Source organism: Enterobacter asburiae (assembly GCA_011754535.1).
Lineage (GTDB): Bacteria > Pseudomonadota > Gammaproteobacteria > Enterobacterales > Enterobacteriaceae > Enterobacter > Enterobacter cloacae_N.
Genome location: JAAQVN010000001.1, coordinates 3,383,776 through 3,404,691, shown reverse-complemented (window position 1 = coordinate 3,404,691; position 20,916 = coordinate 3,383,776). Strand labels below are relative to the sequence as shown.

Here is a 20,916-nt window from a genome sequence, read left to right as displayed (position 1 = left end):
CCACCCCGTCGTCGTAAAAAAACCGTATGTAGACAGTTTGTTGAGGACAAATATGAAAAAACTCGTGTTGTCACTATCCCTCGTGCTGGCCTTTTCCAGCGCCACCGCGGCATTCGCAGCCATTCCGCAGAAAATCCGTATTGGTACTGATCCAACCTATGCGCCGTTTGAATCGAAGAATTCAAAGGGTGAACTGGTGGGTTTTGACATCGATTTGGCCAATGAGCTGTGCAAACGCATCAAAGCGCAGTGTACTTATGTAGAAAACCCGCTGGATGCGCTGATCCCTTCCCTGAAAGCCAAAAAAATCGACGTGATTATGTCCTCGCTTTCCATTACCGAGAAACGCCAGCAGGAGATTGCCTTCACCGACAAGCTCTATGCGGCCGATTCACGTCTGGTGGTGGCAAAGTCTTCAGACATTCAACCGACCCTCGAGTCGCTGAAGGGGAAACGCGTGGGCGTGCTGCAGGGCACCACGCAGGAAACCTACGGTAACGAACACTGGGCGCCGAAGGGGATTGAAATCGTCTCCTATCAGGGCCAGGAAAATATTTACGCAGACCTGACGGCAGGCCGTATTGATGCGGCATTCCAGGATGAAGTCGCGGCAAGCGAAGGCTTCCTGAAAACGCCGGTGGGTAAAGATTACAAGTTCGGCGGCCCGTCCATTAAGGATGTGAAGTTGTTTGGTGTAGGCACCGGAATGGGCCTGCGCAAAGAAGACAACGAGCTGCGTGAAGCGCTGAACAAAGCGTTTGCGGAAATGCGCGCTGACGGTACCTATGACAAGCTGGCGAAAAAGTACTTCGATTTCAATGTGTACGGCGGCTAATCGCTCCGTCAAATAACGTGCGGCCCCTCCCGCTGCGGGAGGGGATAAGACACGGTTTACCACTCACGATACGACAGGGCTCGCGGTATGCTGTACGGATTTTCTGGCGTTATTTTACAGGGCGCGCTTGTCACCCTTGAGCTGGCTATCAGCTCCGTGGTGCTGGCGGTGCTGATAGGTCTGGCGGGCGCAGGGGCGAAGCTTTCGGCTAACAAACCGCTGGCGCTCATTTTCGAAGGTTATACCACGCTCATTCGCGGCGTACCCGATCTGGTGCTGATGCTGCTTATCTTTTACGGTCTGCAGATTGCGCTGAACAGCGTGACGGATGCGATGGGGATGGGACAAATTGATATCGACCCGATGGTGGCCGGTATTATTACCCTCGGTTTTATCTACGGTGCCTACTTCACGGAAACCTTCCGTGGCGCTTACATGGCGGTCCCAAGAGGACACATTGAAGCGGCAACCGCATTTGGTTTTACCTCTTCACAAACGTTTCGCCGGATCATGTTCCCGGCCATGATGCGCTATGCGCTGCCGGGCATCGGCAACAACTGGCAGGTTATCCTCAAAGCGACGGCGCTGGTCTCGCTGCTCGGTCTGGAAGACGTTGTTAAAGCGACTCAGCTGGCGGGCAAGAGCACCTGGGAGCCGTTCTACTTTGCGGTGGTCTGCGGCGTGATCTATCTGGTCTTTACGACCGTCTCCAATGGTGTGCTGCTTCTGCTCGAACGTCGCTACTCCGTGGGTGTGAAGAGGGCTGACCTGTGATTGAGATTATTCAGGAATACTGGAAATCCCTGCTGTGGACGGATGGCTACCGCTTTACCGGCGTGGCGATTACGCTCTGGCTGCTGATTTCTTCCGTGGTGATGGGCGGCATTCTGGCGGTGTTTCTCGCCATCGGCCGCGTGTCGAACAACAAGTTTATCCAGTTCCCGATCTGGCTGTTTACCTATGTGTTTCGCGGCACGCCGCTGTACGTGCAGCTGCTGGTGTTCTATTCGGGGATGTATACGCTTGAGATCGTAAAAGGCACGGAAATGCTGAACGCGTTCTTCCGCAGTGGCCTGAACTGTACGGTGCTGGCGCTAACGCTCAACACCTGCGCCTATACCACCGAGATTTTCGCCGGGGCCATTCGTTCCGTGCCGCACGGTGAGATCGAGGCGGCGCGCGCGTACGGCTTCTCCTCCGTGAAGCTTTACCGCTGTATTATTCTGCCTTCGGCGCTGCGTATCGCGCTTCCGGCGTACAGCAACGAAGTGATTTTGATGCTGCACTCCACCGCGCTCGCCTTTACCGCGACGGTGCCGGATCTGCTCAAAATCGCGCGCGATATCAACTCCGCGACCTATCAGCCGTTTACCGCGTTTGGCATTGCGGCGGTGCTCTATTTAATTATCTCTTATGTTCTGATTAGCCTGTTCCGTAAGGCTGAAAAACGCTGGTTGCAGCATATAAAACCTTCTTCGACGCACTGAGAAAGATGATGGCTGAGAACAAATTAAACGTTATTGATTTGCACAAACGCTACGGCGAACATGAAGTGCTGAAAGGGGTGTCGCTGCAGGCGAATGCGGGCGACGTGATCAGCATCATCGGCTCATCCGGCTCGGGTAAAAGTACCTTCCTGCGCTGCATTAACTTCCTCGAAAAGCCGAGCGAAGGTTCGATTGTGGTGAGCGGGCAGACTATTAACCTGGTCCGTGACAAAGACGGCCAGCTGAAGGTGGCGGATAAGAATCAGTTGCGCCTGCTGCGCACGCGCCTGACGATGGTGTTCCAGCACTTCAACCTCTGGAGCCACATGACGGTGCTGGAGAATGTGATGGAAGCACCGATTCAGGTGCTCGGCTTAAGCAAGCAGGAAGCCCGGGAACGCGCGGTGAAATACCTGGCGAAAGTGGGTATCGACGAGCGCCAGCAGATGAAGTACCCGGTACACCTCTCCGGCGGTCAGCAGCAGCGTGTCTCTATCGCCCGCGCGCTGGCGATGGAACCGGAGGTGCTGCTGTTCGACGAACCGACCTCCGCGCTGGACCCGGAACTCGTTGGCGAAGTGCTGCGCATCATGCAGAAGCTGGCCGAAGAGGGCAAAACGATGGTGGTGGTGACGCACGAGATGGGCTTCGCCCGTAACGTCTCGAACCACGTGATTTTCCTGCATCAGGGGAAAATTGAAGAGCAGGGCCACCCGGACGAAGTGCTGGCGAACCCGCAAAGCCCGCGGTTGCAGCAGTTCCTCAAAGGATCTCTGAAGTAAAGAAGGCATCAGCCCGCAGTGCAGCCCAACCGCCCGGTGGCGCTTCGCTTACCGGGCCTACGGGCCAGGTGTTCTCCCTCTCCCCGTGGGCTGAGGAATCCCCAGTAATTTATAAGCAGAAGCAATAAAGGTTGTTTCAGAATGAGTTAAAGCTTTCAGCGACGCCCTGGTCCGGCTGTAAATCGCCGAAGCGTTTCCGTAAGGCCGGGGCGAGGCGCACGGATGCGCCGAGAGGGCGTGGCCTGCAGGGATGCAGGCTCATGCCCGACCCGATAGCCTGAAGGAATAAGCTGAGGGCACCGCGAAGCGGCGATTTACCGCCGGGAGCCCGGGTCGCCAGGGCGGTGGCGATTGAGCCGCCCTGGCACGTTCACAGGTATTGTCGTTACAGAGTAGCAATGAACATAAAGTGAACGGAATGACCACCAGAGCCGTATGTTCCCCCTCACCCCAGCCCTCTCCCTCAAGGGAGAGGGGGGCGTTCGTGCTGGCATTAATTTGTGGGGATTCCTCAACCCCGTGGGTGAGGGCCTCAGGCCGCACCACACTCCAGCCGATACACCCAGTCGTCATAACGCACGCCGTCAATCTCATACGCTTTTTCCAGCACCTGCGTGCGCACAAAACCGGCTTTCTCCAGCACCCGCACGGACCCGCTGTTATCCGCCAGCACGTACGCGTTAATCGCTCTCACGCCGGTCTGGTTAAACGCATAATCACACACCGCGCGCAGCGCCTCACTGGCGATACCTTTTCCCTGCGCCGCAGGCACAACCGTGTAGCCGATGTCCGCCTCTGCACGATTCTCCTGACTGATTTGCAGGCCGATATCCCCCAGCGGCGTATCTTCATTCAGAAAGCGGATCACGAAGACATGCTCCGCCATCAGGCGTGCGGCAAACACGCGTCGGGTCTCTTTTTCGGGAGCAATCGCGGCCATATAGCGCATGATGTCGCGGTTTTCGCGCAGCGAGCGGAAGAACGCCCAGTCTGAGGGTTCGAAAGGGGTGAGGTGAAGCCGGGGAGTGGTGATGGTTGCCATTGTTACGCCATTTCATCGGAACATGGCGTATCACTGTAACATATTCACCGCACCACATCCCCCAGCGCCTCTTCTAAATCATACCAGCGAAACGCAAACCCGGCCGCCTCCAGCCGTTTTGGCAGCGCGCGCTGGCCGCCCAGCACCAGCACGGACGCTTCGCCCATCATCAGGCGAATCGCCGTCGCAGGCACGCGTAAAATCGCCGGGCGGTGCAGGGCGTGCCCCAGCGCATGGGCAAACTGTTCATTGCGTACCGGATACGGCGCAACCATATTAAACGGCCCGCGCAGATCGTTATCCAGCAGCCAGATAATGCCGTTCACCATATCGTCGATATGGATCCAGGCCAGGTACTGACGGCCGTTGCCGATCGGCCCGCCGAGCCCCAGCCTAAAGGGCGGAAGCATTTTACCCAGAATGCCGCCTTTCGGCGCAAGCACCACGCCGGTACGCAGCAGGCAGACGCGGGTCTTATCGCTCTGCGCCGCGCAGGCGATGCGCTCCCACTGGGCGCAGAGTTTATGGGTAAACTCGTTGTGGGGCGGCTCCTCTTCGGTTACCACCACTTCGCCAAGATCGCCGTAATAGCCCGTCGCAGAACCTGAAATCAGCACCGACGGCGGCGTGTGGCTGTTGCGAATCAGCTCAACCAGCTTTTCGGTAATATTCCAGCGGCTACTGCACAACCGCTGTTTCTGCTCTTCGGTCCAGCGCTTATCAGCGATGGGTTCGCCTGCAAGGTTGATGACGGCGTCAAAACCGTCCAGATTCTGCCGATCGGCCAGCCCTTTCCAGATATCGACCCCTGCTCCCAGCACCTGACGCGCTTTTTCCGGGCTGCGCGTCACCACGGTGACATCATGATGCAGCGCCTGCAGGCGGGCAATGAGATGGCGACCAATCAGGCCTGTACCGCCAGTCAGCAAAATCTTCATACAACCTCCAGGTTCACCCCTGGCGTCGCCAGCTTAACGTCATGGAGACGGAGTCGGCATAGCGCAGGGCGTGAAGTTTATCGATCTCTACTTCAGCATAAGTGACCCAGTCATGGTCGCGTGCGATATCGAGCACATCCTGAGTTAATTTCTCCAGCAGCGAGAAGCGGTTGTTTTCCACGTACTGAATGATGTTTTTGGTTATCGTGCGATAGTTCAGCGCGTCGTTGATGTCTTCGCTGGCCCGCGCTTTGTCTGCCGGGTAGTGGATAACCACATTAATAACAATATCCTGACGGTTGGCAATCTCTTCCTCTTTGATACCAATGAACGTGCGCAAGCGTAAATTTTTTATCCGAATAATAGCGTCTGGCTGTGACATTGCAGGTCATCTCCGTGTCAGTATTTCCGCCCATAATACATGAGAGCCTCGCAGGCACCCAGCTTCCTACAAGGTTAAATTTGCTGGATTTTTTGCATCGCGCGTTCAGTGGCCGGGCGGGTCCGGATACGCTCAAACCAGTTATTCACCGCCGGGTAAGAAGCTAAGTCAATCCGGTGTTTATCATGCGTATTTACCCACGGCCAGCAGGCAATATCGGCAATGCTGTAATGGTCGCCCCCGAGCCACGGCGTTTTCTCCAGCCGCTGGTTCAGAACGCCGTAAAGACGCTGGGTTTCAACCTGATATCGCTCGATGGCGTAAGGAATGGTCTGCGGCGCGAAGGCGGTGAAGTGGTGGTTCTGCCCCAGCATCGGCCCAAAGCCGCTTGACTGCCAGAAAAGCCACTGCAGAGTGTGGTGACGCTCGCGCAATTCACCGCTCAGCAGCTTGCCGGTTTTCTCCGCCAGATAAAGCAAAATTTCGCCGGATTCAAACAGGCTCAGCGGCCTGCCTCCGTCCGCTGGCTGGCTATCAATAATGGCCGGAATTTTATTGTTCGGCGAGATAGCCAAAAACACAGGGTTGAACTGTTCGCCTTTGCTGATATCCACGCGAATGATTCTGTAATCCAGTTCGGCTTCTTCGAGAAAGAGGGTGATCTTATGGCCGTTTGGAGTAGGGGCGTAATAAAGGTCAATCATTCTCAACTCCTGTCAGTCGAATAGTGGTGCCATGACAAATGAGTATAGGTGGTGGTTGTAAATCGTGAGTTTTCATCAAGTGACAGAGACGCAAAGAGATTATATGTTGAGTAAAAACCGATCAGCCGATGAGGATGTTATGAACCAGCCCGTAATTACGTTGTGGTCCGATGCAAATTTCTTTTCTCCCTACGTCATGAGCGTATACGTTTCGCTGGCCGAAAAGGGACTCTCCTTTACGCTGAAGACCGTCGATCTCGACGGTGGTGAACATCTCAAACCCCAGTGGCAGGGTTACGACCTGACCCGACGCGTGCCGGTGCTGGAGATTGACGGTTTTGCCCTGAGCGAATCGTCGGCGATCGATGAATATCTGGAAGATCGTTTTGCGCCGCCTGAGTGGGAGCGCATCTATCCTCACGATCTGCAAAAGCGCGCCCGCGCGCGGCAGATCCAGGCGTGGCTGCGTAGCGACCTGGTGCCGATTCGCGTCGAGCGCTCCACGGATGTCGTGTTTGCCGGTGTGAAAAAGCCAGCGCTCAGCGCAGAAGGCGTCGACAGCGCGCAAAAACTGATTGAAACCGCCACCTCGCTGCTCGCTCACGGTAATCCGAACCTGTTCGGTGAATGGTGCATTGCCGATACCGATCTGGCGCTGATGCTGAACCGTTTGATCCTCAACGGCGATGAGGTGCCTCAACTGCTGGTGGATTATGCGGCGTTCCAGTGGCAGCGCGCTTCCGTACAGCGCTATGTGGCACTCTCCGCTAAGCGCGCGGGCTGATAAGCCCTGACGCTTCAGGTATGATAAGGGCAGTTTTTTTACCTGGGAGTGACGGATGAAACTGATGTTTGCGTCGGATATCCATGGATCGCTGCCCGCGACCGAGCGAGTGCTTTCTCTGTTTTCGCAAAGCGGGGCGCAATGGCTGGTGATTCTGGGGGATGTGTTAAATCATGGGCCACGCAATGCGCTGCCGGAAGGCTATGCCCCTGCGCAGGTGGCGGAGAAGCTCAACTCCTTTGCCTCGCGCATTATCGCCGTGCGCGGCAATTGCGACAGCGAAGTGGACCAGATGCTGCTCCATTTTCCTCTTACCGCGCCGTGGCAACAGGTGCTGCAGGAAAACTGCCGGCTGTTCCTGACGCATGGGCATCTTTTTAGCCCGGACAATCTCCCTGCGCTCGCGGCTGGCGATGTACTGGTTTACGGTCATACTCATATTCCGGTTGCTGAAAAACGCGGTGAGATCTATCACTTTAACCCGGGGTCGGTCAGCATCCCGAAAGGCGGATATCCTGCGAGCTATGGCATGCTGGATGGAAATACCCTGAGCGTTATCGCACTTAATGATCAGCAAGTTATTGCGCAGGTAGCGATTAATCCGTAAGTTACACCACAACTGCAAACGCGCCGAAAGAGCGCTTAGACGAGAAGGTTTCCCGATGGTGGAGCAGAATCATTTGGTAAGTACTGAATGGGTTGACATTGTCAGCGAAGAAAATGAAGTGATCGCGCAGGCGAGCCGCGAACAAATGCGTGCAGAGCGCCTGCGTCACCGTGCAACGTACATCGTTGTGCATGACGGCATGGGCAAAATTCTGGTCCAGCGCCGCACGGACACTAAAGATTTTCTTCCGGGTATGCTGGATGCCACCGCGGGTGGCGTCGTGCAGGCCGATGAAGTGCTGCTGGATTCCGCGCGTCGTGAAGCGGAAGAAGAGTTAGGCATCGCCGGGGTGCCGTTTGCCGAGCACGGCCAGTTCTATTTCGAAGACGAGCATTGCCGCGTCTGGGGCGGACTGTTTAGCTGTGTGTCCCACGGGCCTTTCGCCCTGCAGGAAGAGGAAGTAAGCGAAGTCTGCTGGATGACGCCGGAAGAGATTACTGCCCGCTGTGACGAGTTCACGCCAGATTCATTAAAGGCGCTGGCGCTGTGGATGACCCGCAACGCCAAAAACGAATCCGCTAAGCCGGAAAACAAAGCGGAAAAAGAGGAAGAGGCTGAGTAAGTCTTAACAGCTTTCCCGCAGGCACAGGCTGGACGCGATGGGTTTTTGGTCGCGCCAGTCTCCGTCATTCAGACGTTCCAGTAGCGCTTTTCCTGCCTCAATCCCAATCTTACGATGCGGTACCGCCATCGTCGTCAGCGGCGGCTGGCAAACGCGGCTCACGTCGCTATCACCAAAGCCCACGACTGCCAGATCGTCCGGCACTTTAATGCGTCGACGCTGACACTCATACAGCGCGCCACAGGCCAGCTCGTCTGATACGCACACCAGCGCATCCAGTTCCGGCCACGCCAGCAGGAACTCTGGCAGCTGTGCCGCGCCGGTCGAGAAGCTCGGCGGCATCGCCGCGTTAATCACCCGGTTCGGCGACAGATGATGGCGCAGCATCGCCTTGTACCAGCCCTGCAAATGCTGCTGGAAAATCCACTGCTCCTGGTTGGCGCACAGCAGGCCAATATTTTGGTAGCCGCGCCTGATCACCATTTCCGTCAGCTCAAACATGGCCGCCACGTTATCGATCCCGATATTCATATCGATCGGATCGGCGCGCATAGCACCCATCTCCATCACCGGAATCGACGCATTTTTCAGCCAGTGGCGAACGGTGTCGGTGTGCTCGACGCTGAGTAAAATCGCGGCGGCGATATTCGACGCCAGCAGCGTTTCGAGCAGTTTCTCTTCCTGTTCAAGACGATGCTGGGACTCAGCCAGCATGATCTGGTATCCGGCCGGCTGCAGCACCTGCTGTAGCCCGGCAAACATCTCTGAACAACCGGCTTCGGAAAGGTTGGGAACAACCATCGCAATCGTCCATGACGACGCCGATGCCAGTGCGCTGGCGGCGAGATTGGGCATATAGCCCAGCTCCTGCACCGCAGCTTCAATTTTTTCACGCAGTTTATCGGAAACCTGTTCAGGCGTGCGGAGTGCACGGGAGACGGTCATCGTGCCGACTCCGGCAAGCTGTGCGACATCAGCGAGCGTGACTTTTCCGGTACTGCGCCGTTTTCGGGTTAAAGACATACACCTTCCTGCTGACCAGACGCGTTCTTTTTCCTTCATTTCAGGTGACAGGCAGTATACGCCTTAAATCCCTTTTTTGGCTGTGATTTCACACGATGATGACAATTTGATAGCGCTATCACACTTCTGCATGTTAGTTATTGGTAGCGCTATCTTTGTGATCGCGATCGCAGTCAATGATTGATGGGTTGAATAAAGTTTGCCCATCTTTAGCGTTTAGCGGGAGGGAAAAATGCTCAAAAAGTGGATATATGATACAACCATTACACTGCAGGATAGCGTTGAAAGCTGGCCGCAGGCGCTGGAGATATGCGCGAAACCGCTGCTGGATCTGCAGGTGATTGCACCGGAATACGTGACGGCAATCATTCAGCAGCACCATACGTTAGGACCCTATTATGTGCTGGCACCAGGGCTGGCCATGCCGCATGCGCGGCCGGAGGAGGGCGCCAAAGGACTGGGCTTGTCATTACTAAAACTAAAACAGGGCGTCTCTTTTGGTGCCGGAGAGTTTGACCCTGTCGATCTGATTATTATGCTCGCGGCACCGGATAAACATAGCCATATTGAAATGATATCCGCACTCGCAGAACTATTTTCCAGCGACGAGGATATGGAGAAATTACATCAGGCGAATACCCTGGAGGATATTAAAACCATTATTGACCGCTTCTGATTTAATTCTTTAATCCGATTCTTCCCAACATTACGCGCCAGCGTGATGGGGCGTGCTCTACTCAAAATAAGGGGACAACAATGAAAATCATGGCTATTTGCGGTTCTGGCCTGGGCAGCAGTTTTATGGTCGAAATGAACATTAAAAAGGTGCTCAAAAAGCTGGACATTGACGCCGAGGTTGAACACTCCGATCTCTCCTCCGCCACGCCGGGCGCGGCGGACCTGTTCGTGATGGCGAAAGACATTGCGGCAAGCGCCAGCGTGCCGGAAAGCCAGCTGGTAGTGATCAACAACATCATTGATATCAACGAACTCGAAGCGCAGCTGCGCGCCTGGTTCGACAGACAATAACCCTGATAAGGCGAGGTGGATATGTTTATCCTTGAAACGCTGAATTTCGTTGTCGATATTTTAAAAGTCCCTTCGGTGCTGGTGGGGTTAATTGCGTTAATTGGTCTTGTTGCGCAGAAAAAATCTTTTTCAGATGTCGTAAAAGGCACAATTAAAACGATTCTCGGCTTTATTGTGCTGGGCGGCGGCGCCACGGTGCTGGTGGGGTCGCTAAATCCCTTAGGCGGCATGTTTGAGCACGCCTTTAATATCCAGGGCATTATTCCTAACAATGAAGCGATAGTGTCGATAGCCCTGGAAAAATACGGTGCCTCGACCGCGCTGATCATGGCCTTCGGCATGGTGGCGAATATTGTCGTCGCGCGCTTTACCCGCCTGAAGTACATATTCCTGACCGGACACCACACGTTTTATATGGCGTGCATGATTGGCGTGATCCTCACCGTGGCGGGTTTTGAGGGCGTGGGGCTGGTGTTTACCGGCTCGCTGATCCTCGGCCTGATTATGGCGTTCTTCCCGGCCATTGCGCAGCGCTATATGAAGCGTATTACCGGCAACGATGAGATTGCATTTGGCCATTTCGGTACGCTGGGCTACGTGCTGTCCGGCTGGATTGGCAGCAAAGTCGGCAAAGGCTCCCGCTCCACCGAAGAGATGAACCTGCCGAAGAACCTGAGCTTCCTGCGCGACTCTTCGATCTCCATCTCCCTGACCATGATGATTATCTATCTGATCATGGCGGTGAGCGCCGGACGCGAGTATGTCGAGTCGACCTTCAGCGGCGGTCAGAACTACCTGGTATACGCCATCATCATGGCGATCACCTTCGCGGCGGGCGTGTTCATCATCCTGCAGGGTGTGCGCCTGATTCTGGCAGAAATCGTCCCGGCCTTTACCGGCTTCTCGGAAAAACTGGTCCCGAACGCGCGTCCCGCGCTGGACTGCCCGGTGGTCTATCCCTATGCGCCAAACGCGGTGCTGATTGGCTTCCTGTTCAGCTTCCTGGGGGGGATTGTGGGGTTAATCATCTGCGGCCAGTTCAACTGGGTGCTGATCCTGCCGGGCGTGGTGCCGCACTTCTTCACCGGCGCGACGGCGGGCGTGTTCGGTAACGCCACCGGCGGACGCCGCGGGGCAATGATAGGCGCCTTCGCCAACGGCCTGCTGATCACCTTCCTGCCGGTTCTGCTGCTGCCGGTACTGGGCGCGATTGGCTTTGCTAATACCACCTTCTCGGATGCCGATTTCGGCGCGGTCGGTATTGTGCTGGGTAACCTGGCGCGCTTCCTGTCGCCGCTCGCCATCACCGGGCTGGTTGTGGCGCTGTTCGCACTGCTGGTGGCGTACAACGTCTTCGCGAAAAACAAACCTGCTGGCGGTAACGCGCAGGAAAACACCGGAGCCAAATCATGAATGAGAACGAGATAACTGAACTGGCGCGCCAGATCCGCCTTGAGACGCTGAAATCGCTAACGCAGCTGGGCTTTGGGCACTACGGCGGCAGTATGTCGGTGGTCGAAACACTGGCCGTGCTGTACGGCGCGGTGATGAAGATCGACCCGGCGGATCCGGACTGGCCGGAGCGCGACTATTTTGTGCTGTCGAAGGGCCATGCGGGCCCGGCGCTCTACAGCACCCTGGCGATTAAGGGCTACTTCCCGATGGAGGAGCTGAGCACCCTGAACCAGAACGGCACGCGTCTGCCAAGCCATCCGGACCGCCTGAAAACGCGCGGCGTGGACGCTACCACCGGCTCGCTCGGGCAGGGGATCTCCATCGCTGGCGGCATGGCGCTGTCGCACAAGCTCGCGGGGCGGCCGAATCGGGTCTTCTGCATCGTCGGTGACGGCGAGCTGAACGAGGGTCAGTGCTGGGAAGCCTTCCAGTTTATCGCCCACCATCGCCTCAACAACCTGACGGTGTTTGTCGACTGGAACAAACAGCAGCTCGACGGCGAGCTGGACGAGATCATCAGCGCGTTCGACCTGGAAGGGAAGTTCCGCGCCTTTGGCTTTGACGTAGTAACGGTGAAGGGGGATGACGTTCCGGCGCTGCTGGAGGTGACTTCAAGGGTACCGGAGGCCGATGCGCGTCCGCGGGTGGTGATCCTCGACAGCATCAAAGGGCAGGGGGTGCCGTACCTGGAACAGCTCAGCAACTCGCACCACCTGCGGTTGACCGCGGAGAGCAAAGCGGCCCTCAACGAGACGATTTGCCAACTGGAGGCTTCACATGATTAAGGTTGCACCGGCAGGACAGAAAGACGCCGTTGAGATGCGTAAGGTCTACGCGTGCTTCGTAGCAAAGCAGATTGAGGCCGGCAGCGAGATTATCGCCCTGGAAGCGGATCTGATGAGCTCGATGGCGATGGACGGCGTAGTGCGCGATTATCCGCAGCACGTGATTAACTGCGGCATTATGGAGGCCAACGTTATTGGCACCGCGGCGGGGCTGTCGCTCACCGGGCGTAAGCCGTTCGTTCATACCTTCACCGCGTTTGCCAGCCGCCGCTGCTTCGACCAGCTGTTTATGTCCCTGGACTACCAGCGTAACAACGTGAAGGTGATTGCTTCAGACGCGGGCGTGACGGCCTGCCACAACGGCGGGACGCACATGTCGTTCGAAGATATGGGCATCGTGCGCGGTCTGGCGCATTCGGTGGTGCTGGAGGTCACAGACGCGGTGATGTTCGAGGACGTGCTGCGTCAGCTTATCGACCTCGAAGGCTTTTACTGGGTGCGCACCATCCGCAAGCAGGCGCCGAGCGTCTATGCACCGGGCTCGACCTTTACCATTGGCAAAGGCAACGTGCTGCGCGAAGGCAGCGATATCACGCTGATTGCCAACGGCATCATGGTCGCGGAGGCGCTGGAGGCGGCGCGCCAGCTAGAGCAGGAGGGGGTCAGCGCGGCGGTCATCGACATGTTTACCCTGAAGCCTGTCGACCGAATGTTGGTGAAAAACTACGCCGAGAAAACCGGGCGCATCGTCACCTGCGAAAACCACAGCATTCACAACGGCCTCGGATCCGCGGTGGCGGAGGTGCTGGTGGAAACCCGCCCGGTGCCGATGCGGCGGGTGGGCGTTAAGGAGCGCTACGGTCAGGTGGGGACGCAGGATTTCCTGCAAAAGGAATATGGTCTTACTGCGCATGACATTGTGTCGGCGGCGCGGGAGCTGCTGTAAATAAAAAAGGCGACCGGTTAAGTGGTCGCCTTTTTTGCCGGATGGCGCTTCGCTTATCCGGCCTACAAAACCATAGGCCCGGAAAGCGCTAGCGCCACCGGGCTTTTTAACTACTGCTGCTGCGAAGACTGGATCGCCGTCAGCGCGATGGTGTAGACGATATCGTCAACCAGCGCACCGCGGGACAGGTCGTTCACAGGCTTGCGCATACCCTGCAGCATTGGCCCGATGGAGATCAGGTCTGCTGAACGCTGTACCGCTTTGTAGGTGGTGTTACCGGTGTTCAGATCCGGGAAGATGAACACGGTCGCGCGACCTGCAACCGGCGAGTTCGGCGCTTTGGATTTCGCAACGTCAGCCATTACCGCGGCGTCGTACTGCAGCGGGCCGTCGATCATCAGATCAGGACGTTTTTCCTGCGCAATGCGGGTCGCTTCACGCACTTTCTCTACGTCGCTACCTGCACCAGAGGTGCCGGTGGAGTAGGAGAGCATCGCTACGCGCGGCTCGATACCGAAAGCAGTCGCGGAGTCTGCGGACTGGATAGCGATCTCAGCCAGCTGTTCTGCGGTAGGATCCGGGTTGATTGCGCAGTCGCCGTAAACGTAAACCTGTTCAGGCAGCAGCATGAAGAACACGGAGGAGACCAGAGAGCTGCCTGGTGCCGTTTTGATCAGCTGCAGCGGTGGGCGGATGGTATTCGCGGTGGTGTGAACCGCACCGGAAACCAGACCGTCAACTTCGTCCTGCTCCAGCATCAGCGTGCCCAGCACCACGTTGTCTTCCAGCTGCTCGCGCGCAACGGCTTCGGTCATGCCTTTGCTCTTACGCAGCTCAACCAGACGGGCAACGTAGCTTTCGCGAACCACTTCAGGGTCAACGATTTCGATGCCAGTGCCCAGCTCAACGCCCTGAGACGCCGCTACGCGGTTGATCTCATCCGGGTTGCCCAGCAGCACGCAGGTCGCGATGCCGCGCTCTGCACAGATGGCAGCCGCTTTAACGGTACGTGGTTCGTCGCCTTCTGGCAGCACAACGCGTTTGCCCGCTTTACGCGCCAGCTCGGTCAGCTGGTAACGGAAGGCCGGTGGAGACAGGCGACGGCTGCGCTCAGAGGTGGCAGTCAGGGATTCGATCCAGTCTGCGTTGATGTAGCCAGCAACGTATTCCTGAACTTTCTCGATACGCTCGTGGTCATCAACCGGCACTTCAAGGTTGAAGCTCTGCAGGCTCAGGGAGGTCTGCCAGGTGTTGGTGTTCACCATGAAGACCGGCAGGCCAGTGGCGAAAGCGCGTTCGCAAAGCTTGCTCACGCGTGGGTCCATCTCGTAGGCACCGGTCAGAAGGATGGCGCCAATTTCCACGCCGTTCATCGCCGCCAGGCACGCTGCAACCAGCACGTCAGGACGGTCAGCGGAGGTCACCAGCAGGGAGCCTGCGCGGAAGTGTTCCAGCATGTGCGGAATGCTGCGCGCACAGAAGGTCACGGACTTCACGCGGCGAGTGTTGATATCGCCTTCGTTAACGATGGTAGCGTTCAGGTGACGCGCCATATCGATTGCACGGGTGGCAATCAGATCGAAGCTCCATGGCACCGCGCCCAGAACCGGAAGCGGGCTGGATTCCTGCAGCTTAGCCGGGTCAACTTTGATGACTTTCGCTTTGGAAGAGTCGTCGAAGATTTCAGACAGGTCAGGGCGAGTACGGCCCTGCTCATCCACTGGCGCGTTCAGTTTGTTGACGATCACGCCGGTGATGTTGGTGTTTTTCGCGCCGCCGAAGCTGCTGCGCGTCAGTTCGATACGCTCGTTCAGCTGTTCCGGGGTGTCAGTGCCCTGAGACATTACGAAAACGATCTCTGCGTTCAGGGTTTTCGCGATTTCAAAGTTCAGAGACTGGGCAAACTGGTGTTTGCGGGTTGGAACCAGACCTTCTACCAGCACCACTTCTGCGTCTTGCGCGTTAGCGTGGTAGTTAGCGATGATCTCTTCCATCAGCACGTCTTTCTGGTTGCTGGAGAGCAGAGATTCAACGTGGCTCATCTTCAGCGGTTCAGCCGCTGGCAGATTGGAGTTTTTGCGAACGATGGTGGTCGTCTGGTCTGGCGCATCGCCACCGGCACGCGGCTGGGCGATTGGCTTAAAGACGCTCAGACGAACGCCTTTGCGTTCCATAGCACGGATCACGCCAAGGCTGACGCTGGTCAGGCCGACGCTGGTTCCGGTAGGGATCAGCATAATAGTACGGGACACGGTTTATCCTCTTTCGTTACCGCCGATATTGGGCGGGTTACAAAACAGCACCGCCAGCATTGCTGGCGGTGTGGAATCAGGCAGTCAGGCGATGCGCGTCTTGCGCGATGACCAACTCTTCGTTAGTTGGAATAACGATTGCCGGACGGGTGCCTTCTTTGTTGATGAAACCAGACTTGCCGAAGCGAGCAGCCAGGTTACGCTCGTGATCAACGTCGAAGCCCAGAACGCCCAGTTTGCCCAGGGACAGTTCACGAACCATTGCCGCGTTCTCACCGATACCGCCGGTGAAGATCACCGCGTCCAGACGGCCGTCCATCAGTGCAGTGTAAGAGCCGATGTACTTCGCCAGACGGTGGCAGTAAACGTCCATTGCACGTTTAGCGTCAGCTTTCTCAGCGTAGTTGTCTTCAACATAGCGGCAGTCGCTGGTGACTTCGGTCAGACCCAGCAGGCCAGACTCTTTGGTCAGCATTTTGTTGATGTCGTCAACGCTCATGCCCAGGGTGTCGTGCAGGTGGAAGATGATCGCCGGGTCGATGTCACCGGAACGGGTACCCATCACCAGACCTTCCAGCGGGGTCAGACCCATGGAGGTATCAACACATTTACCGTTGCGGATAGCAGAAACAGAACCACCGTTGCCCAGGTGGCAGGTGATGATGTTCACTTCTTCAACAGGTTTGTTCAGGATTTTTGCGGCTTCCTGAGTCACATAGAAGTGGCTGGTGCCGTGCGCGCCGTAGCGACGTACGCCGTGCTCTTTGTACAGGCTGTACGGCAGGGCATAGAGGTAAGACTCTTCCGGCATGGTCTGATGGAACGCGGTATCAAACACGGCCACGTTTTTGTCTTTCAGATTCGGGAAGGACTTCAGCGCTTCAGCGATACCAATCAGGTGCGCCGGGTTGTGCAGCGGAGCAAAAGAGGCAGAGTCTTTGATGCCCTGGATAACAGAGTCGTCGATCACGACGGAGCTGGTGTATTTTTCGCCGCCGTGGACGATACGGTGACCAATCGCAGTCAGCTGAGCAGACAGTTCTGGTTTTTGTGCCAGAATAGTGTTAACGATAAAGTTCAGCGCTTCACTGTGAGCGGCGCCTGCACCTAAAGCCGCTTCTTGTTTGCTGCCGTCCATCTTCCACTTGATACGTGCTTCAGGCAGATGGAAACATTCGGCCAAACCAGAGAGGTACTCGTCACCGTTGAGCGCATCGATGATGGCGAATTTCAGTGAGGAGCTACCGCAGTTCAGAACCAGTACTAACTTACTCGACATGGAAGTACCTATTATTGATACGTGGCTAAAAAAACGTCAGTGAGTCTAACAGCGTAACGCATAATGACTCAGACATTTATGATTAACATCATGGCAAACGAACATTCTGGCATGATGAAAGAAATAACTATGATTTTATGCCATTTTGCACAATTTTCAGCCAATGGCATAATATGCGATAATTTGACGAGTTAATGCTTCTCGTCTATGGCCCTATCAGGCTGGCACAGGATACCCGATACGGGGTAGCGATGACAAAATATTTTGAACGTTGTCATAGCCTGTTGTGGTTTTGCACAAAAATTTTAATTTTTATATGTGAAGTTGAGGTACAGCCATGTCGACACCCGAAATCCCGTCCGTGAACTTTTTCAGTCTGTTTCGTCGGGGACAGCATTACGCAAAGACGTGGCCAATGGAAAAGCGCCTTGCGCCAATGTTTATTGAGAATCGCACCATCCGCGCTACGCGCTATGCGATTCGCTTTATGCCTCCGGTTGCCATCTTTACCCTGTGCTGGCAAATCGCCCTCGGTGGACAGCTTGGCCCTGCCGTCGCGACGGCGCTCTTCGCGTTAAGCCTGCCGATGCAGGGGCTGTGGTGGTTAGGTAAACGCTCCATCACGCCGCTTCCGCCTTCTATTTTACACTGGTTTTATGAAGTGCGTGGAAAACTGGAGGAGGCCGGGCAGGCGCTGGCCCCGGTTGAAGGCAAGCCGGATTACCAGGCGCTGGCGGACACCTTAAAGCGTGCTTTTAAGCAGCTGGATAAAACATTCCTCGATGACTTGTGATTGATCATCGAAACGACTAACAAAAGAAGGCACAGTAACAAACCGTTACCGTGTCTTTTTTTTACAGTGCAATGCGCTACAGGAGTCGAAAGATGGAAATGACCCATGCTCAACGTCTGATTTTGTCTAACCAGTACAAGATGATGACTATGCTTGATCCCGATAACGCTGCGCGCTACAGCCGCCTGCAGACCATCGTCGAACGAGGGTTCGGTTTGCAAATGCGTGAACTGGACCGCGAATTTGGCGAGCTGAAAGAAGAAACTTGCCGCGTCGTGATCGACATTATGGAGATGTACCACGCCCTGCATGTGTCCTGGACGAATCTCAAAGACCAGCAGTCCATTGACGAACGCCGCGTCACCTTCTTAGGCTTTGATGCAGCGACGGAAGCGCGCTATCTGAGCTACGTGCGCTTTATGGTGAACACCGAAGGGCGTTACACCCACTTTGATGCGGGTACGCACGGTTTCAACGCCCAGACCCCTATGTGGGATAAATACCAGCGTATGCTGAGCGCGTGGCACGCCTGCCCGCGCCAGTACCATTTAAGCAGCAACGAAATTCAACAAATTATTAATGCCTGACGGAGGTGCGTGTGCAGTGTAAAGGTTTTCTGTTTGATTTGGACGGTACGCTGGTGGATTCGCTGCCGGTTGTGGAGCGCTCGTGGTGCCACTGGGCCGACCGGCACGGCATCGATCATCAGGACGTGCTGAATTTTATCCATGGCAAACAGGCCATTACCTCATTGCGGCACTTCTTAGCGGGGCGTTCTGAGGAGGAGATCCAGGCGGAGTTCAAATACCTGGAGCAGATTGAGGCCACCGATACCGAGGGCATTACCGCGTTGCCCGGGGCGCGCGAACTGCTTGAGCATCTGAATGAAGCGCAGATCCCGTGGGCGATTGTTACCTCCGGCTCTGTTCCGGTCGCTCATGCCCGCCATAAGGCGGCCGGCTTACCGAAGCCAGAGGTGTTCATTACGGCAGAGCGCGTCAAACGCGGCAAGCCGGAGCCGGATGCGTTTCTGCTTGGTGCAGAAATGCTGGGCTTCGCGCCTGCAGAGTGCGTGGTGGTGGAAGATGCGGCCGCTGGCGTGCTGGCCGGGCTGAACGCCGGTAGCCACGTCATTGCCGTAAACGTTCCGGCGGGGTCCCCACGCCTGGACGAGGCTGACTTTGTGATTAATTCCCTGACGGCGCTGGCGGTGTCAAAAGCACCCGATGGAGTTGTAACCGTCTCGCTAAAAATGTAATCCCATGATATAGCCCCACGCTGCTGGGGCTTTTTTATGGCAGAATTTCTCATCTTCCACTGACAAGGATAGGTTGTGAACGGTGAACTGATCTGGGTTCTGAGCCTGCTTTTAATCGCCATTATTCTCTTCGCCACAGGCAAGGTGCGCATGGATGCCGTTGCCCTGTTTGTCATTGTCGCGTTTGTGCTGAGCGGCACGCTCACGCTACCGGAAGCCTTCACCGGGTTCAGCGACCCCAACGTTATCCTGATTGCCGCCCTGTTTATCATCGGCGACGGCCTTGTGCGCACCGGTGTGGCGACCATCATGGGCGCGTGGCTGGTCAAGGTGGCCGGCAGTAGTGAAACCAAAATGCTGATCTATCTGATGCTGACGGTCGCCGGGCTGGGGGCATTTATGAGCTCAACGGGCGTGGTCGCCATTTTTATCCCGGTGGTGCTGAGCGTCTCCATGCGGATGCAGAGCTCGCCGTCGCGCCTGATGATGCCCCTGAGCTTTGCCGGTTTGATCAGCGGTATGATGACGCTGGTGGCGACGCCGCCGAACCTGGTCGTCAACAGCGAGCTGCTTCGGGAAGGATTTCAGGGCTTCAGCTTTTTCAGCGTCACCCCGCTTGGGCTGGTGATTCTGGCGATGGGCGTGATCTACATGCTGCTGACCCGTTTTGCCCTGAAAGGCGACAAACAGGATAAGAACAAAGAGGGGTGGAAGCGACGTACCTTCCGCGATCTGATCAGGGAGTACCGTCTCTCCGGGCGGGCGCGCCGTCTGGCCATTCGCCCCGGCTCGCCGATGGTTGGCCAGCGGCTCGACGACCTTAAGCTGCGCGAGCGTTATGGCGCGAACGTGATTGGCGTAGAGCGCTGGCGCCGTTTTCGCCGGGTGATCGTCAACGTTAACGGGGTGTCGGAATTTCGGGCGCGAGACGTTCTGCTGATCGATATGTCTACCGCGGAGGTGGATCTGCGTGAGTTTTGCAGCGAACAGCTGCTGGAGCCGATGGTGCTGCGCGGCGAGTATTTTTCCGATCAGGCGCTGGATGTGGGCATGGCCGAAGTGTCGCTGATACCGGAATCGGAACTGTTGGGTAAAACCGTGCGTGAAATGGGGTTCCGTACCCGCTATGGCCTGAACGTCGTGGGGCTGAAGCGCGATGGCGTGGCGATGGAGGGGGCCGTCGTCGATGAGCCGATCCTGCTGGGCGATATCTTTCTCGTCGTCGGTAACTGGAAGCTGATAAGCCAGCTCGGACAAAAAGGACGTGATTTTGTGGTGCTCAACATGCCGGTCGAAGAGAGCGATGCGTCACCGGCGCACAGCCAGGCACCGCATGCGATTTTCTGTCTGGTGCTGATGGTGGCGCTGATGCTGACCGATGAAATCCCTAATCCGGTCGCGGCCATTATCGCCTGCCTGCTGATGGGGAAATTCCGCTGTATTGACGCCGAAAGCGCGTATAAAGCCATTCACTGGCCGAGCATTATTCTTATCGTCGGGATGATGCCTTTTGCCCTCGCACTGCAAAAAACCGGCGGGGTGGATCTGATCGTAAAAGGCTTGATGGACGTGGGCGGCGGGTATGGTCCGTACATGATGATGGTTTGTCTGTTTGTCATGTGTGCCACGATAGGGTTGTTTATCTCCAACACCGCGACGGCGGTGCTGATGGCGCCCATTGCGCTGGCGATGGCGAAATCCATGGGCGTGTCGCCGTATCCGTTTGCGATGATGGTCGCGATGGCGGCGTCCGCGGCGTTTATGACGCCGGTTTCTTCGCCGGTTAACACGCTGGTGCTGGGGCCGGGGAATTATAAGTTCAGCGATTTCGTGAAGCTGGGCGTGCCGTTCACCGTACTGGTGATGGTGGTGTGCGTGGTGTTAATTCCGGTTTTATTCCCGTTCTGAGAACA

At 56.4% G+C, this 20,916-nt stretch carries 23 protein-coding genes; 16 read left to right on the top strand and 7 right to left on the bottom strand.

From position 1 onward, the window contains the following. Nucleotides 1–52 precede the first annotated feature (52 nt). The 4 genes from hisJ (at nt 53) to hisP (ending at nt 3,104) form a co-directional block, all read left to right on the top strand. Nucleotides 53–835 carry a histidine ABC transporter substrate-binding protein HisJ gene (gene hisJ / locus HBM95_16005; GenBank protein ID NIH44432.1) on the top strand — a complete coding sequence of 261 codons (783 nt, stop codon included), beginning with the start codon at nt 53–55 and terminating at the stop codon, nt 833–835. Nucleotides 836–922: 87 nt separating this feature from the next. Continuing rightward, nucleotides 923–1,609, top strand: coding sequence for a histidine ABC transporter permease HisQ (gene hisQ, locus HBM95_16000; protein NIH44431.1), 687 nt, complete (start codon nt 923–925; stop codon nt 1,607–1,609). After that, the gene (locus HBM95_15995; protein ID NIH44430.1) at nt 1,606–2,322 is read left to right on the top strand and encodes an ABC transporter permease; all 717 of its coding nucleotides are present in this window, start codon (nt 1,606–1,608) and stop codon (nt 2,320–2,322) included. Before hisQ ends, HBM95_15995 begins: the two co-directional genes overlap by 4 nt. Before the next feature lie 8 nt (nt 2,323–2,330). Beyond that, nucleotides 2,331–3,104: a histidine ABC transporter ATP-binding protein HisP gene (gene hisP / locus HBM95_15990; GenBank protein NIH44429.1), complete on the top strand. Its 774-nt coding sequence runs from the start codon at nt 2,331–2,333 to the stop codon at nt 3,102–3,104. A 532-nt stretch (nt 3,105–3,636) separates the two neighbouring features. Here the strand turns inward: hisP and HBM95_15985 are convergent. The 4 genes from HBM95_15985 to yfcG form a co-directional block, all read right to left on the bottom strand. Further along, nucleotides 3,637–4,146 (bottom strand): GNAT family N-acetyltransferase, encoded by a 510-nt coding sequence (locus HBM95_15985; GenBank protein NIH44428.1) that lies wholly within the window; start codon nt 4,144–4,146, stop codon nt 3,637–3,639. 44 nt (nt 4,147–4,190) lie between these two features. Beyond that, a complete protein-coding gene (locus tag HBM95_15980; GenBank protein NIH44427.1) occupies nt 4,191–5,084 on the bottom strand; it encodes a TIGR01777 family protein in 894 nt (297 codons plus the stop codon). Between the two features lie 13 nt (nt 5,085–5,097). Beyond that, nucleotides 5,098–5,466 carry a dihydroneopterin triphosphate 2'-epimerase gene (gene folX, locus HBM95_15975; protein NIH44426.1) on the bottom strand — a complete coding sequence of 123 codons (369 nt, stop codon included), beginning with the start codon at nt 5,464–5,466 and terminating at the stop codon, nt 5,098–5,100. A 74-nt stretch (nt 5,467–5,540) separates the two neighbouring features. Continuing rightward, entirely contained in the window at nt 5,541–6,170 is a 630-nt protein-coding gene (yfcG, locus tag HBM95_15970; protein NIH44425.1) for a GSH-dependent disulfide bond oxidoreductase, read from the bottom strand. 139 nt (nt 6,171–6,309) lie between these two features. On the opposite strand from yfcG, the gene yfcF reads away from it, so the two are divergent. The 3 genes from yfcF to yfcD are packed head-to-tail and all read left to right on the top strand — an operon-like array spanning nt 6,310 to nt 8,183. After that, nucleotides 6,310–6,954, top strand: a complete 645-nt coding sequence (gene yfcF, locus HBM95_15965; protein ID NIH44424.1) for a glutathione transferase — start codon at nt 6,310–6,312, stop codon at nt 6,952–6,954. 55 nt (nt 6,955–7,009) lie between these two features. Then, nucleotides 7,010–7,561, top strand: a complete 552-nt coding sequence (gene yfcE, locus HBM95_15960; GenBank protein ID NIH44423.1) for a phosphodiesterase — start codon at nt 7,010–7,012, stop codon at nt 7,559–7,561. A gap of 55 nt (nt 7,562–7,616) precedes the next feature. Continuing rightward, a complete protein-coding gene (gene yfcD, locus HBM95_15955; GenBank protein ID NIH44422.1) occupies nt 7,617–8,183 on the top strand; it encodes an NUDIX hydrolase YfcD in 567 nt (188 codons plus the stop codon). Between the two features lie 3 nt (nt 8,184–8,186). Here yfcD and HBM95_15950 read toward each other — a convergent pair whose 3' ends face one another. Beyond that, the gene (locus tag HBM95_15950) at nt 8,187–9,206 is read right to left on the bottom strand and encodes a LacI family DNA-binding transcriptional regulator (protein ID NIH44421.1); all 1,020 of its coding nucleotides are present in this window, start codon (nt 9,204–9,206) and stop codon (nt 8,187–8,189) included. Nucleotides 9,207–9,438: 232 nt separating this feature from the next. Between HBM95_15950 and HBM95_15945 the strand changes: the two genes are divergently transcribed. The 5 genes from HBM95_15945 to HBM95_15925 all read left to right on the top strand — a co-directional run bounded on the left by HBM95_15945 (nt 9,439) and on the right by HBM95_15925 (nt 13,421). Then, nucleotides 9,439–9,882 carry a PTS sugar transporter subunit IIA gene (locus HBM95_15945; GenBank protein NIH44420.1) on the top strand — a complete coding sequence of 148 codons (444 nt, stop codon included), beginning with the start codon at nt 9,439–9,441 and terminating at the stop codon, nt 9,880–9,882. Nucleotides 9,883–9,962: 80 nt separating this feature from the next. Beyond that, complete coding sequence (locus tag HBM95_15940) at nt 9,963–10,235, top strand: PTS sugar transporter subunit IIB (GenBank protein ID NIH44419.1); 273 nt, start codon at nt 9,963–9,965, stop codon at nt 10,233–10,235. A gap of 21 nt (nt 10,236–10,256) precedes the next feature. Further along, nucleotides 10,257–11,648 (top strand): PTS ascorbate transporter subunit IIC, encoded by a 1,392-nt coding sequence (locus HBM95_15935; protein NIH44418.1) that lies wholly within the window; start codon nt 10,257–10,259, stop codon nt 11,646–11,648. After that, nucleotides 11,645–12,475 carry a transketolase gene (locus HBM95_15930; protein NIH44417.1) on the top strand — a complete coding sequence of 277 codons (831 nt, stop codon included), beginning with the start codon at nt 11,645–11,647 and terminating at the stop codon, nt 12,473–12,475. The genes HBM95_15935 and HBM95_15930 overlap by 4 nt, the downstream gene beginning before the upstream one ends. Further along, nucleotides 12,468–13,421: a transketolase family protein gene (locus HBM95_15925; protein ID NIH44416.1), complete on the top strand. Its 954-nt coding sequence runs from the start codon at nt 12,468–12,470 to the stop codon at nt 13,419–13,421. Before HBM95_15930 ends, HBM95_15925 begins: the two co-directional genes overlap by 8 nt. 110 nt (nt 13,422–13,531) lie before the next feature. On the opposite strand, the gene pta is transcribed toward HBM95_15925, so the two are convergent. Together pta and ackA are read right to left on the bottom strand one after the other, a co-directional pair. Then, the gene (pta, locus tag HBM95_15920; protein NIH44415.1) at nt 13,532–15,673 is read right to left on the bottom strand and encodes a phosphate acetyltransferase; all 2,142 of its coding nucleotides are present in this window, start codon (nt 15,671–15,673) and stop codon (nt 13,532–13,534) included. A gap of 76 nt (nt 15,674–15,749) precedes the next feature. Beyond that, nucleotides 15,750–16,952, bottom strand: coding sequence for an acetate kinase (gene ackA, locus HBM95_15915; protein NIH44414.1), 1,203 nt, complete (start codon nt 16,950–16,952; stop codon nt 15,750–15,752). A 337-nt stretch (nt 16,953–17,289) separates the two neighbouring features. Here ackA and HBM95_15910 point away from each other — a divergent pair, with 337 nt between their 5' ends. The 4 genes from HBM95_15910 (at nt 17,290) to HBM95_15895 (ending at nt 20,911) form a co-directional block, all read left to right on the top strand. After that, nucleotides 17,290–17,745, top strand: a complete 456-nt coding sequence (locus HBM95_15910; protein ID NIH44413.1) for a DUF412 domain-containing protein — start codon at nt 17,290–17,292, stop codon at nt 17,743–17,745. 92 nt (nt 17,746–17,837) lie between these two features. Continuing rightward, the gene (locus HBM95_15905; protein ID NIH44412.1) at nt 17,838–18,332 is read left to right on the top strand and encodes a YfbU family protein; all 495 of its coding nucleotides are present in this window, start codon (nt 17,838–17,840) and stop codon (nt 18,330–18,332) included. An 11-nt stretch (nt 18,333–18,343) separates the two neighbouring features. After that, complete coding sequence (locus HBM95_15900) at nt 18,344–19,003, top strand: sugar phosphatase (GenBank protein ID NIH44411.1); 660 nt, start codon at nt 18,344–18,346, stop codon at nt 19,001–19,003. A gap of 75 nt (nt 19,004–19,078) precedes the next feature. After that, nucleotides 19,079–20,911 carry an SLC13 family permease gene (locus HBM95_15895; protein ID NIH44410.1) on the top strand — a complete coding sequence of 611 codons (1,833 nt, stop codon included), beginning with the start codon at nt 19,079–19,081 and terminating at the stop codon, nt 20,909–20,911. Nucleotides 20,912–20,916: the final 5 nt, after the last annotated feature.

Excerpts from the sequence above, each read along its gene's own strand:
- hisJ (NIH44432.1), top strand. The coding sequence starts at position 53 with ATGAAAAAACTCGTGTTGTCACTATCCCTCGTGCTGGCCTTTTCCAGC.
- yfcD (NIH44422.1), top strand. The coding sequence starts at position 7,617 with ATGGTGGAGCAGAATCATTTGGTAAGTACTGAATGGGTTGACATTGTC.
- hisP (NIH44429.1), top strand. The coding sequence starts at position 2,331 with ATGGCTGAGAACAAATTAAACGTTATTGATTTGCACAAACGCTACGGC.
- HBM95_15950 (NIH44421.1), bottom strand. The coding sequence starts at position 9,206 with ATGTCTTTAACCCGAAAACGGCGCAGTACCGGAAAAGTCACGCTCGCT.
- HBM95_15925 (NIH44416.1), top strand. The coding sequence starts at position 12,468 with ATGATTAAGGTTGCACCGGCAGGACAGAAAGACGCCGTTGAGATGCGT.
- HBM95_15910 (NIH44413.1), top strand. The coding sequence starts at position 17,290 with ATGTCGACACCCGAAATCCCGTCCGTGAACTTTTTCAGTCTGTTTCGT.
- HBM95_15985 (NIH44428.1), bottom strand. The coding sequence starts at position 4,146 with ATGGCAACCATCACCACTCCCCGGCTTCACCTCACCCCTTTCGAACCC.
- HBM95_15905 (NIH44412.1), top strand. The coding sequence starts at position 17,838 with ATGGAAATGACCCATGCTCAACGTCTGATTTTGTCTAACCAGTACAAG.
- yfcF (NIH44424.1), top strand. The coding sequence starts at position 6,310 with ATGAACCAGCCCGTAATTACGTTGTGGTCCGATGCAAATTTCTTTTCT.
- yfcE (NIH44423.1), top strand. The coding sequence starts at position 7,010 with ATGAAACTGATGTTTGCGTCGGATATCCATGGATCGCTGCCCGCGACC.
- HBM95_15935 (NIH44418.1), top strand. The coding sequence starts at position 10,257 with ATGTTTATCCTTGAAACGCTGAATTTCGTTGTCGATATTTTAAAAGTC.
- folX (NIH44426.1), bottom strand. The coding sequence starts at position 5,466 with ATGTCACAGCCAGACGCTATTATTCGGATAAAAAATTTACGCTTGCGC.
- yfcG (NIH44425.1), bottom strand. The coding sequence starts at position 6,170 with ATGATTGACCTTTATTACGCCCCTACTCCAAACGGCCATAAGATCACC.
- HBM95_15980 (NIH44427.1), bottom strand. The coding sequence starts at position 5,084 with ATGAAGATTTTGCTGACTGGCGGTACAGGCCTGATTGGTCGCCATCTC.
- hisQ (NIH44431.1), top strand. The coding sequence starts at position 923 with ATGCTGTACGGATTTTCTGGCGTTATTTTACAGGGCGCGCTTGTCACC.
- HBM95_15945 (NIH44420.1), top strand. The coding sequence starts at position 9,439 with ATGCTCAAAAAGTGGATATATGATACAACCATTACACTGCAGGATAGC.
- HBM95_15940 (NIH44419.1), top strand. The coding sequence starts at position 9,963 with ATGAAAATCATGGCTATTTGCGGTTCTGGCCTGGGCAGCAGTTTTATG.
- ackA (NIH44414.1), bottom strand. The coding sequence starts at position 16,952 with ATGTCGAGTAAGTTAGTACTGGTTCTGAACTGCGGTAGCTCCTCACTG.
- HBM95_15930 (NIH44417.1), top strand. The coding sequence starts at position 11,645 with ATGAATGAGAACGAGATAACTGAACTGGCGCGCCAGATCCGCCTTGAG.